14 protein-coding genes are annotated in these 11,712 nt (G+C 66.2%); 5 read left to right on the top strand and 9 right to left on the bottom strand.

Features of this window, described 5'->3' with window-relative positions:
- Positions 1-423: 423 nt before the first annotated feature.
- From EB75_RS26770 to EB75_RS26780, 3 genes are all read left to right on the top strand, one after another.
- Entirely contained in the window at positions 424-1,467 is a 1,044-nt protein-coding gene (locus tag EB75_RS26770) for a tyrosine-type recombinase/integrase (protein ID WP_286150331.1), read from the top strand.
- A gap of 170 nt (positions 1,468-1,637) precedes the next feature.
- Positions 1,638-2,996, top strand: coding sequence for an AAA family ATPase (locus tag EB75_RS26775; RefSeq protein WP_073698252.1), 1,359 nt, complete (start codon positions 1,638-1,640; stop codon positions 2,994-2,996).
- The gene (locus tag EB75_RS26780; protein WP_073698253.1) at positions 2,993-3,670 is read left to right on the top strand and encodes an RloB family protein; all 678 of its coding nucleotides are present in this window, start codon (positions 2,993-2,995) and stop codon (positions 3,668-3,670) included. Before EB75_RS26775 ends, EB75_RS26780 begins: the two co-directional genes overlap by 4 nt.
- Here the strand turns inward: EB75_RS26780 and EB75_RS26785 are convergent.
- On the bottom strand, positions 3,651-3,830 hold the full coding sequence (locus EB75_RS26785) for a ribosome modulation factor (protein ID WP_083612592.1): 180 nt from the start codon (positions 3,828-3,830) through the stop codon (positions 3,651-3,653). The two genes, EB75_RS26780 and EB75_RS26785, sit on opposite strands and share 20 nt — an antisense overlap.
- A 117-nt stretch (positions 3,831-3,947) precedes the next feature.
- On the opposite strand from EB75_RS26785, the gene EB75_RS26790 reads away from it, so the two are divergent.
- Entirely contained in the window at positions 3,948-4,433 is a 486-nt protein-coding gene (locus EB75_RS26790; RefSeq protein WP_073698255.1) for a hypothetical protein, read from the top strand.
- Between the two features lie 64 nt (positions 4,434-4,497).
- Here EB75_RS26790 and EB75_RS26795 read toward each other — a convergent pair whose 3' ends face one another.
- From EB75_RS26795 to EB75_RS26825, 8 genes are all read right to left on the bottom strand, one after another.
- Complete coding sequence (locus EB75_RS26795; protein WP_073698256.1) at positions 4,498-4,872, bottom strand: hypothetical protein; 375 nt, start codon at positions 4,870-4,872, stop codon at positions 4,498-4,500.
- Entirely contained in the window at positions 4,872-8,957 is a 4,086-nt protein-coding gene (locus EB75_RS29465) for a phage tail family protein (RefSeq protein WP_073698257.1), read from the bottom strand. The genes EB75_RS26795 and EB75_RS29465 overlap by 1 nt, the downstream gene beginning before the upstream one ends.
- Before the next feature lie 161 nt (positions 8,958-9,118).
- Complete coding sequence (locus tag EB75_RS26805; RefSeq protein WP_073698258.1) at positions 9,119-9,658, bottom strand: hypothetical protein; 540 nt, start codon at positions 9,656-9,658, stop codon at positions 9,119-9,121.
- 24 nt (positions 9,659-9,682) lie between these two features.
- A complete protein-coding gene (locus tag EB75_RS26810) occupies positions 9,683-10,024 on the bottom strand; it encodes a hypothetical protein (RefSeq protein WP_073698259.1) in 342 nt (113 codons plus the stop codon).
- 34 nt (positions 10,025-10,058) lie between these two features.
- Positions 10,059-10,214 (bottom strand): hypothetical protein, encoded by a 156-nt coding sequence (locus EB75_RS29470; protein ID WP_168176129.1) that lies wholly within the window; start codon positions 10,212-10,214, stop codon positions 10,059-10,061.
- Positions 10,211-10,591: a helix-turn-helix domain-containing protein gene (locus EB75_RS26815; RefSeq protein WP_073698260.1), complete on the bottom strand. Its 381-nt coding sequence runs from the start codon at positions 10,589-10,591 to the stop codon at positions 10,211-10,213. Before EB75_RS26815 ends, EB75_RS29470 begins: the two co-directional genes overlap by 4 nt.
- Positions 10,588-10,902 (bottom strand): hypothetical protein, encoded by a 315-nt coding sequence (locus tag EB75_RS26820; RefSeq protein ID WP_073698261.1) that lies wholly within the window; start codon positions 10,900-10,902, stop codon positions 10,588-10,590. The genes EB75_RS26815 and EB75_RS26820 overlap by 4 nt, the downstream gene beginning before the upstream one ends.
- Positions 10,899-11,120 (bottom strand): hypothetical protein, encoded by a 222-nt coding sequence (locus EB75_RS26825; protein WP_073698262.1) that lies wholly within the window; start codon positions 11,118-11,120, stop codon positions 10,899-10,901. Before EB75_RS26825 ends, EB75_RS26820 begins: the two co-directional genes overlap by 4 nt.
- Before the next feature lie 41 nt (positions 11,121-11,161).
- Between EB75_RS26825 and EB75_RS29045 the strand changes: the two genes are divergently transcribed.
- Positions 11,162-11,620 (top strand): hypothetical protein, encoded by a 459-nt coding sequence (locus EB75_RS29045; RefSeq protein ID WP_142239843.1) that lies wholly within the window; start codon positions 11,162-11,164, stop codon positions 11,618-11,620.
- Positions 11,621-11,712 lie beyond the last annotated feature (92 nt).

Consider the following 11,712-nt stretch of genomic DNA (forward strand, 5'->3'; position numbering starts at 1 on the left):
AGCAAGCTCTCGTTTCTCTCGTCTCACTCCGGTGTGATCGCGGCTGCGCCGCTCAACACACTCCATCGGCTCGGAAGTGAACGCAAGCGTTCCCTTCGCTCGCCTCAGTCGTGTGTCCGAGGGGGGACTTGAACCCCCGCAGACGCGCGAGGTCAGGGCGATATCGCACGGTCTACCTGCGGAAACACATGACTGCAAGTCACTGTGAATGCCACGCTTTTCCCGCATTTTGTGTCCAAAGCGTGTCCAGTCTGGGTCGGGTCGGGTCGGGTCGGGGAGGTGCGGCCGGCTCGGCGGGGACGCCCCGACATTTGTGCACATCGCGACATATGTCCGATTCCGGCATTTGCGCGAATACGGCATATGTACGAATTCCTTTGCAGCCCTTGATAATTCGGAATTCGTGCCGCTAGTCTCGGCGGCATGACAACCCTCACCAGCACCCCGCCGGCGCGGACATGGCGGGATGTCGCCGACCAGCTCGACGACATGCAGCGCGCCGCACTCACCGAGGTCGAGCGCCGCGGCATCCACACTGCCGCGAAGCTGCTCGAACTCGCGGTTGACATGGCCGGCGACCCGGTCGACGCACCGCGGGCCGCGGCTCGCCCCGGTCCCGCACCCCGGCCGCTGCCGCCGGCATGGGCCAATCTGATCCAGGGCTACCTCGACGCCGAAGCCGGCGCCGGCCACAGCCGCGCCACAGTCGCCACCCGACGCGGCCAACTGTCCCAGTTCGCCCACGGCCGGCAGTGCGCACCGGACCAGGTCACCGAAGCAACCCTGCTGCGGTGGTTGGGACACCCCGACTGGTCGATCGAGACGCGCCGCAGCCGGCGTAACGCGCTGGTCTTGTTCTTCCGCTGGGCACACCGGGCCGGCCACCTGCCGGCCAATCCCGCCGCCGAGCTGCCCGTTGTGCGCGCTGCGGTGCCGGCGCCGCGGCCGGCGCCCGACGCGGCGTGGTTCGCCGCGCTGGCCGCAGCTGACGCGCGCGTGCGGCTTATGCTGCGGTTGGCCGCGGAGGCCGGCCTACGCCGCGCCGAGATCGCGCGCCTGCATTCCCGCGACCTGGTTGAGGGGTTCGACGGCTGGCAGTTGCGGGTAACGGGCAAAGGCGGCAAGGTCCGCGTGCTGCCGATCGGCGACGAGCTCGCCGGCCTGGTCGCCGCCGGCGCGGCAGGTCACACCCGCGGCGGACCGGTCTCCGGGTGGCTGTTCCCCAGCTCGGACGTCGGCGCACACCTGACACCGCACTATGTCGGGAAGCTCATGGCCCGCGCGCTACCTGATCACTGGAGCGCCCACACGCTGAGGCATCGGTTCGCGAGCAAGGCATTTCGCGGATCGCGCAATCTGCGGGCGGTGCAAACGCTGCTCGGACACTCCTCGGTCGCGACCACGGAGCGGTACACCGCGGTCGATGCCGACGAGGTACGGGCCGCGATGATGGCGGCTCAAATTTGAGTGGAACCGATCGGCGCGCGCGGACGTCCAAGTAGATGTTGGCCCACGCTGCGCCCGCCGCATCGGCTTGGGGTCACGCTCAACCGCTTGGTTGTTCATCGTTAGAGTAATCAGTGCCAAAATCTAGAAAATTGCAAGAAACTTGCGATAATTGCTTTATGGGAGATCAAATGGTTCCGAAGTCGCACACGATGCTGCTGGGATTTCAGGCCAAGAACGTCCGCTCGTTCCGCGGCAACATCGACTTCTCGTTAGAGGCGACGGCGATGGCTGAGCCGAAGGTTGTTCGCGAGGTTCCGTGGCGGGAGAACGGGCGCAACTACATGAAGGTGCTCCCCGTCGCCGGCGTCTTCGGGGCGAATGCTTCCGGCAAGAGCAACCTGCTGCGAGCCATGGAGGACATGCGGACGATCGTCCGAGAGTCGTTCTCACCTCACAATCGACGCCGGTCACTGAGATACCTACGACGGCCGTTCAAGCTGAGCGAGCGCACTGGGAATGCGCCATCCACATATGAAGTCGACCTGATCATCAACGGTATCCGGCACGAGTACGGCTTCACCATTGACGACGACCAGGTTCTACACGAGTGGGCGCGGCGATTTCCTCGGGGCCGCGCAGTGACGATCTTCGAGCGCCATGGACTCGACCTGCGACTCGAGAGTCGCACGGCGAGGGCGCGTGCAATGAAGGAGCTTCTGCGCCCTGACGCACTTTTCCTGTCCGTCGCCGATGCCGCGGAATTTGAAGAGCTCGGCTCGCTCTACCGGTGGTTCGATCAGAACTTTCGGCTGTGCGACGCTGCCAGCAGAGACTCCAGGGCGAAGTACACCGCGCATTTGATGGAGCACGAGGAACGCAGGTTGCAGCTACTTGAGATCTTGAAGTTGGCCGATCTCGGCATCACGGACGCGCGCCGTCGGGAGCCGACGAAGCACGAAATTGAGTTGGCGCGAAAGCTGTACCAAGCGCTACGCGGCGATGGGGAGAGCGGCCCGGTCGACGACTCCGAGCTCCAGCTTGACGCCTTTTCAGGGATCGAGCTGAGTCACCGCACGCAAAACGGTGAGAGCGTCCACTTGGATAGCTCCGAGGAATCGCTCGGCACGATGGTTTGGCTTGGGTTGGTTGGGCCACTGCTCGACGCACTTGTCGCTGGCACTGTGATGCTGGTCGATGAACTAGAGGCGAGTCTTCACCCACTGCTAGTCGAGCAGTTCGTGATGCTGTTCCAAAGCCCGGAGTCGAATCCGCATGGAGCGCAACTCATCTTCAACTCGCATGAGGCGAAGCTGCTGGGCAATTCGCCGTCCGACCGGATAATCGGACGGGATCAGGCGTGGTTCACAGAGAAGCGGGACGACGGTAGCAGTGAGCTCTACTCGCTGACCGATCTGAATCCCCGGAAGGAAGAGGCTATCGCGCGTCGATACATGCAAGGTCGATACGGTGCGACGCCGATCATTAGCGGCAATCAATTCCGGGCGCTTGCTGCTCTCCTAACTACGCAGGAGACCGTCAAGGGATGACGAGCAACAGTCGAGGCTCCCGTGCCCGGACCGGCCGCCGGCGTCCCTCAACTCAGGCACAGCGATTCCAGATCAGAGTTTTCGCGGAAGGCAAGGAGACCGAGGTCGGATACATCAATCACTACTTTCGGCTGCACCGTAATCGGGTAATCGTCAGCATCGCCGAACACCAGGGCTCTGCGCCTCTGAGTGTCGTAGAAGCCGCTGTTGCCGAACGCAAATACGACCTGCGAGAGGAGAAACGCGGGCGAGGCTCGGCCTACGACGAGTATTGGTGCGTCATCGACGTTGACGAGCACTACGGGCTCGACGAGGCGCTCCAGCTTGCAGCCGCCAGTGGGGTCAAGGTGGCACTGTCGAGCCCGTGCCTCGAAGTATGGTTCGTACTGCACTACCGCCTTCAGGCGGCTTACCTGGAACGTCATGCAGCGCAGCATGAGTCAAAGACGCTGCTCGGCTGCAACAAGACGCTGAGCGAAGCCGCACTCTCCCTACTTGAGGAGCGGTACGGCACTGCGTTGGAGAACGCAAAGCAACTCGACGCCAAGCATCGCGGCGACGGAACGAAGAAACCGTGGAACCCCGGTAGTAATGTGTGGGAGCTCATCGAAACCATCCGCAACGCAGCCTCATTGCCTGGCTCTGGAGTGCCGTTTAGCGCCTGGCACCTGTAGCACGCATCGCTGGGCCGGTATTGACGCGTACCCGCAACATGCGCGTGTAGCCGCGCATCCACAGTTTCGCCAGGGCGAGCGATCGGCCGGCGTACGGGTTCGGGTCACCGACGTCGGCGAGTGAGCCCTCGAACAGGGCACGCATCGCTTCCCGCCGCATCGTCACTCGGCAATGATGCAGCTGTTCGGGGCCGGCCAGCGGATCCCACGCCGACGCCCGGGACCACGGCGCCGACCTGGCGCACAACGCGGCCGACCGATTTGCGACGATTCGCCCATGCCCGATGTGACTCTCGCCAATGTGTTGCTCAGCGGTATCCCGTCCATGCTCGTGGCGCTCGTCGGTGTCGGCGGGATCGCCTACACACAGAGGCGTGCCGACATGCGCCAGGACCGCATCGCGGACGCGAACCGCAAGTTTGAGCGAGAGGGCCGTCTGCTCGACAAGCGCCGCGAACTCGGCGCGGAGTTCGTTTCTGCGGTGTGGCTGCTCGCGGCCGAGAGCCGCGACGCCGTACCCGATGGTGCCGGTTATGCCGATCTGACACCGGACGAGACGGCTCCGGTGCGCCGCGCGTTGTCATTGGTCTGCATGGTGCTTGATCCGCCGGGTCGCAAGGCGGCAGAAGCGGTATTTGAGGCCCTGCTCGCGTATGTCGGTGTGTTCACGCAAGATGCGTGGGACTCGATCAGCGCCGCCGAGGACGCGCTAATTGAGGTCATCAATAACGAGACGCGCGACGACGGTGGCCGTGGGCGGTGAAGCGCGGCGACTGGCACGTCGCTGACGCGAGACCGCCACGCCGACGACCAGGGCCATGCGGCGCTCAGCTCTCAGCTTCCCCAGTAATCCGTTGTGCCACTTCGGATGTGACGATCATCCACAGCTGGTGCACGTCCGACCAGGTAACCATGTCGAACGCGACGACACCCTCGCTGAAGTCGCGCACGGCCCAGTGAGTCATGGCCGCGGTCGTGGAGCCGACGCCGGTGGCGGCTTGAGCCTCCCGAGCTCGGCGCCGGCCCTGTCGGATGAGCCAGTCCGGCAGCTTGTCCGAGTCGACATGGTCGCCGTCCAAGTCTGCCCATTTGCCCAGTTCTGCCGTAGTGGTGCCGAGCAGAACGGCCGCACCCCACGTCGTCGGTTCCGGTTGGCCGTCCACACTCTGCTGACACAGAAGCATCGTCACGGTGTTCGTCATCAGTGAACCTTCGTCGTTCGGGTGCGGGCATTGAACTCGGCAGAGAGCTTGTTCGAGAGCGCAGTCGGGTCCATGCCGGCGTTCTCGATGACGACGGCCGGCCCGGGTGCCGCGCCGGCGCCAGCGCCGTGCTGCGTCGTATCGGGCGCCACCGCGGAGGCCGGCGCCGCGGAGATATCGGCCGCGGCCGGATTCAAGTTCGCCACGTCGAGCCCCGCCGAGTCCGCGAATGCACTCACCAGCCCGCCGCCAAGATCACTCGCAGCGCCGCCGCCGGCCGATCCTGATTCGTCGCCCATCAGCGCCTTGCCGAGCCAGTTCACGCCGGCCATGGCCGATTTGATCGTCGGCCACTCGAACGGGTTCGACAGGAACGAACCGTCGAGTCCGATCGTCTCGAAGATCCCGCCGGCGAACGCCTTACCAAGGTCGCCGAAACCGTTGCTCGACTTCTTGTCGCCGGCAGCCTGCGCGTCCTGCACGCCCTGCGACCGCAGATCGGCGTCGTCCTGCTCGGCCTTCGCCGCCTTGTCCTTGGCCTTCGCCTGCTTGTCGGTCGCATCCTTGAGCTCTCGGTTGGCGACGTCGAGCGAGTGCTGAGCGTCGGCCGTGTCCTTGCCCTGCGCTTTCAAATCGTCGAGCCGGCGTTGCGCCTTGTCGCGCGCATACGTGCGGTCATCGACAGCCTGATTCGCCTGCGTCACAGCGCTGTTCGCCGACTCGACCCGGCCCGCACTGGTGGACAGCTCGCTCGACGTCGCCGCCCGATACGACCCGCCGCCCCCGGCACTCACCGTGCGGCCCAGCGACGACACCGCGCCACCCGTCGCGGCGCCCTCGCCGAACAGTTGCGGAAGGTACATGTGGTTGTCGAACTGCGGATCGTCCGCGCCGGCCGCGCCGGCACCGATCGTGAAAACGCCGTTCCTGCCGCCAGATTCAGCGTTGCGCCCATCGGACAGGGTCATCGCCATGTGGCCGTCGTTCGGGTTCGGCCCATGGTCGTACCAGCCGACGCGGATCTGTCCGGGCCCGCCGGAACCATCGACGAACCCGCGCTCGGACAACCATTGCCGCGCGTTCTTCGTGGACATGAGCCCGCCGCCCATCCCCAATGCGCCGTTGATGATGCGCGCCACGACGCCCGAGCAATCGAACCGCTGCGCCTGGCTGTACTTCGTGCCGACCAACTGCTCGGCGACGCTGATATCGGGCCCGCGGCCCTCTGCGAATCCCGGCAGCATCCCGCGCAGGAACTCGGCCGACGGAACCCAGCCAGAGTTCAGCGCCGCAACGACGGTGGCGCCACCGCCACGCATCGCCGATTCCTTCACGACGCCTTCGCCGTTCGACAGCATCGCCAGAATCGAGTCGCTGGTCCCGGTCCCGGGCCCGCTCAGCCGGCCACTGCGCGAAAGCGACGCCGGCCGGCCGCTGGCGAACCCGGGCGCCCGTCCGTCCGCGTGGCCGGGAATCAGGTTCCCGATGATGGGGGCACCGCGCAGCTTGTCGACGACGGCACCGATGCCGTTGCCGATGGAGTCGATGACGCCCTTGATCTTGTCCCAGACCCCGAGGACCACGTCCTTTATCGCATTGAACGCGGTCACAAACCCGTCTTTCAGGGCCCCCACACCGGTACTCACCTTGTCCAGCGCGGTCGTGAACAGATCCCAGACCGCCTGCACTCCCGACCACCATGTCGACACGACCGATCCGATCGCCGAGAACGCCGGCTCGGCAACGTTGTGCCACAGCCACATCACCTTGTCGCCGACCCATCCGATCGCGGTCGTCGCAGCACCCCAGACGACTTGCACCGCGGACCACCACGTCGACACCGCGGCCGCTATGCCGTTGAAGGCCGGGACGACGACGTTGGTCCACAGCCAGCCGATCGCGGCGCCGAGCGCTTTCAGCGCCGCGATCGCGACGGTGAACTGGAACTTCTGCACCGACAACCACAACCGACCAATCCACGCGATCGCCGGCTGGATCGCCGTCCAGATCGACTTCGCCGCCTCGACGAATTTCCCGAACGCCTGCTTCGCGATGTCGCCGATCTTCATCAGCGACGGGCCGATCTGCTGCCACGCCGTAGACAGCGTGGTTTTGATCCAGTCCCACGCGACTTTCACGGCGTTCGTGATCGCCGGCCAGATCTGCGCCCACAGCTTGCGGCCCGTCTCGGTCTTCGCGAAGAACGCCCAGATCGCCGCGCCCGCGGCAACCACCGCGGCGACGACCAACCCGACCGGGCCAGTCGCGAACGCCAACGCGACGCCGAACGCGCGGCTCGCGACAGTGCCGGCGATCAACGCGGCCCGGTGCGCGCCGAGCGCGATCACATTGGCACCCAGCGATGCCGCGCTGCGACCGGTCGCCGCGGCGAACACGCCCAGCCCGATCGAGTAGGCAGCCGCCGCGGTGTTCGCGACGATCATCCCGGCACCGAACAACTTCACCGCGCCGACGGCCAGCATGACCAGCGGCGCCAGCGGCGCCATCTGCGCCACGATGGACGCCAACGGTGGCGCGACCGCGGCCAGGACGCCAGCCCACGGGGTGAACGCCTGCACCAACGCCGGCAGCACCGGCGCCAGCCGCTCCATCACCTGCGACAGCGCCGGCATAAGAACTTGAGACATCTGGACCAGCCCCGGCACGGCCTGCCCGATCGCCTGCCCGATCGCCTGGAATCCGGGTGCGAGCGCCGGCGCGGACACGGCGCCGATATCGCGGATCCCTTGGATGACCGGCTTGAGCACGTTCCAGACGTTGGTGACCATCAGTTTCAGCGCTTGGAACGCGAGGATCATCTGCGCCGGCGAGATACCGCGCAGCCAGTCGCCGAACTTCGTCAGCTGCTCGCTGATCCCGGCGCCGACACCCTTGAACGTGTCGGCCGCGGTCGACGCGAACTGGACCAGCCCGGACACCAGGCTTTGCAATCCCGGCGAGAGTGATCCGATGAACTGGTTCGATGCGGCGAACATCTTGTCGAGCGCGGACATATTCGCCGGCGACGCGATCGCGCCGGCGACCTCCGATCCGATCCGGCCGAGCGTGGTCGCCATCGCCGTCATAGCCGGTTGCATCTTCTGCATGACGCCGGCCGCGGAGTTCATCGCCGGCGTCAGCGCACCCGAGAACGCATCCGTCACAGCCATTTTCAACTCGCGGAACTGCGTCAGCAGCGGACCCATCCGCTGCCCGATCATCTTGCTAAACGCTTCGTCGGCCGGACCCCAGACGTCCTTCATCGACTCCTGGAATGCCTTCGCGCCTTCGCCGAGCCCCTTGAACGCGAGCTTCGCCGTCGCGATGGCCGGCCCGAGAATGCCGACCAGCGCGCCGGCCGCGACGCCGGCCGCGGACCCGACGACCGTCAGCGCGGCGACCAGGGCGCCGCCGAGCTGCGACGCCAGCGCTGACACGACACCGATCAGCGCCGCGGACCCGACGGTGAGTAGCGCCATCCATTTCGCTGCGCGGCTCATGAAACCAAGCACCTTGCCGACGGTCGCCAGCAGCAGGATCGCGGACGTTACTCGAGTGACGTTCGACGCGAGCTGGCCGGCCATCCGCGCCGTGAACCCGAGCATCCCGGCGACTTTCGCCAACGATGCGCCGGCGACCACCTTGAGGCCGGTTGCGGCGCCGCCGAGCCAGAACGCGAGCCCCTTGGTCGCCTTCGTCGCGACACCGAGCACAGTCGCCGCGGTGCCGACGTTGCGAACCATCGAGCGGGTTGCATCCGACGCCCCGGTGAACCCGGCGCCGATAAGCCGAGCAGTCGCGCCGAGGTTCGACGCGCTCGCCTCGAACCCCTTGCGGAACTTCGCGCCGAACGAACTGCCGGCGCGCTCGGCCTGGCGGTCGTCGACCTTCGGCGTCGCAGCCCCAGACGCGTCGAAACCCCGACGGAACTTCCCACCGAAACGCCTGCCCGACGACTCCGCCTGACGATCGTCGACAGTCGGGTTAACCCGGGCCTCGTCGTCGATACCTCGAAGCGCGCGCTTGATCCGCGGACGCAACTGCGACGTCTCAGGCAGGACTGTCAGCCAATAGGTTCCCTGCATCGCAGATCGCTCTCATCGGTAGTTGTTTTTTTGTGGGGATCCAGGGGGGCTGCGTCTATGACATGAGGTGCGGCTGGGGGCCGGGGTGGGGAGCTGTCCCCCTGGGTGCCTCGCGGCCGACGTGCGCGGTGTGCGCTCCCGGTGCGCCGGCCGCGAGGTGGTCACATGTAGCTGTACGACAGGGTGGCGTCGAACGAGCTGTACTGATTGATGTCGGCGAGGTCGTTGAGATCCTCGCCGGCGGTTGGGTTTTGCTCGACGTACTCGTTGACGATGCGGTTCCAGCCGGCGTCGAGGGCCCGAGCGAGGATCGCTGCGGCGAGGGTCCTGTCGTCGGAGCGCATGGCCGCCGCGAATGCTGCTTGTGCGTCGTCGTGATCGGTGAGTCGCGCGGCTCGGTCCTGTGCGTCTCGGTAGGCGATGATCTGATTGGGATCGCCGCTGGCCACCGGCCCCAGCCCGAACAGCCGCCGTTCGAGCGATTGCTTCTTGGCGGCGATGAGTTCGGTTTCCTTCTTGCGAAGGTCGCGGATCTTGGCGTTCACCTGCTCACGCTCGGTGTCGCGAGCTTTCTGCTTGCCGACATCGCTGAGGGTGTCATCGGCGTCGAGCAGATCGGTGGTGCGGATGCCCCGGCTGTACGCGGTTGCTGCTTGTGCGCGCAGGTCCTCGATCTGGGATTTGAGTTGTGCGAGAGACATTGCGTGCGTGTTCCTTTCGTTTGGTCAGACCGCGGAGCGGCCTGTGGTGAGGGTGAGATTCCAGAGTTCTTGGACGGTGCCTGCGATTGGGTGTTCGCCGTCCCACAACTTGATGAAGGCGGTGACCACGGAGCCCCATCGGTTGTCGACGGCGACGCGCAGAATCGCGATTTGCAGGAGGTTCTCTCCGCGTGCTCGGAGAAACATGTCGCTTGCCTGACTCTCGGTGCGCAGACCTGCCACGTCGCGAGTTGGCGTGACGTGTTGGAACAGTCGGGCGTACAGGTACTTTCGGCGTTCTTCGGCTGCGTTCGCGGCTCGCTCCCGCTCGCTGCGTTCCACGGTTTCGTGGTCAATGCGGGCCATGCAGCGCTCCACGACGGTCAGCCCGTCCGCGGCGCTAATCGCTACCACCGCCGAACAACGAGTTCAGGAACCGCCCGTTGCTGCTGCTGGGCTGGCGGGTGTCCTCCGGTTCTGCGAGGAAGTCGCGGAGCTGGTCGAGCTCGTCGTCGGTCAGGCTTGCGACGAGTCGGGCGATTTCTTGTTTGGTCATTGCCTTCCTTCGATGTGCTCGTTGAGCGCTGCCTCGTCGACGAGCCAGCGGCCGGCGACCTTGCGGCCTGCGAGTTGTGGGGCGCGCCGGCGTGCCTGCCTGAGCGAGATGCCAAGGCGGGCAGCTGCTTCGGCGAGCGGCACGGTGGGGTGTTCCACGGCGACAGCCTTGCTGATCGCGGGTGAACGGACGTCCGAGTGACCGGCTGCGGCCATCGCGGCGCCGAATTCGCAGGCCAGAGCCTCGTAGTTCCGAAATGGAACGCCGGACTGTTTGCGATGTTTGACCGCGATCAGGGCAGCGTCCCGGGCCACTTTCAGCGCTGGCCCGGACAGGACCACGACACCGCCGGAGCGCAGCAGACCGGACTCATTCATGAGTTCACCGCGCCGAACCGGCCGCGGCAGGTGCGGGACAACCGTCGGGGTTCGGCGTCGTCCTGGTCCTCGATGTCGCGGGTCGTGGTTTGGACCGCCTGGCGCCGAGCCAGGTGTTGGTGATGCTGGGCCGTGGGCTGGGCTTGAGGTCGAGGCGGGCGACGGTGTGGTGGCCGCGGCACCGTGGGCCGCAGGGTGGCCAGCTCGATTGATGCTTCGATGGCTTCGGCTCGGGACGACCAGTACGTGAACTCGACGCCGTGGTGGCCGTCGGGGTCGCCGTGGCAGACGAGCACGGCGCGGACGGTCATCGGTCGGTTTCCTCGGTGTCGAACAGTTCGGGTTGGTGGATGGGCTCGGTGATGTCGCGTGCCGGCGCCGGCGGGCGGTGGGTGCACCGGATGGCGGGGTCGATCGGGTCGCCGTCGGGGCCGTAGCGCCAACCGCACGGGTCGCAATATCGGCATCGGCGGATCGCGGCTACCCGTTCCTTGCGCGCGACGACCTCGGTGGCGCTGAGCCGGCTCATGCCGGCCTCGCGTCGTCGGCGGCGGGGCGCCGGCGTTTGGTGTGTCGGCAAGTCGCAACCGAATCGCCGAGGTCGACCTGTCCGAACTCGTCGCAATCTGGGCACTGCGCGATCGCAGCGCGGCGGTTGTCGCCGGCGTCGGCCGAGCTAGTGGCGCCGACGAAGACCCGGGACAGTGCGCGCTGTTGCCACGCCTCGTGTGCCTGGCGGCGGCGCTTGCAGGCGCCGCACGGGGCGTCGGTGCCGTGGGGCATGTGGCGGTCGCAGTAGGGCTGAGGTTCAGGGTCTGGGTCGTCGTCGACCAGTTCGGCGTCGACCCACGCGCCGGCGGGGTCGGTTTGGATTGCGAGCTGATCTTTCGGGGGAGGGTCGTTGCCCGGGTCGGCGACGGGTTCGACGTCGAGCGGTTCGCGCTCAGCCAGCGCCGCGCCCTTCTCCCCCTCGGAGAGATCTTCAAGTTCTCCAGTAATAGGAAGATTCCGCACTTTCGCCGGATCTGATTCCGCACTTTCGCGTGAGCTGCTGCCGCGTTTTCGCGGAATGCATTCCGCACTTTCGCGTAATGGCACGTCAGCGCATTCCGCACTTTCGC

Source organism: Mycobacterium sp. ST-F2 (genome assembly GCF_001905655.1).
Taxonomy (GTDB): Bacteria; Actinomycetota; Actinomycetes; order Mycobacteriales; family Mycobacteriaceae; genus Mycobacterium.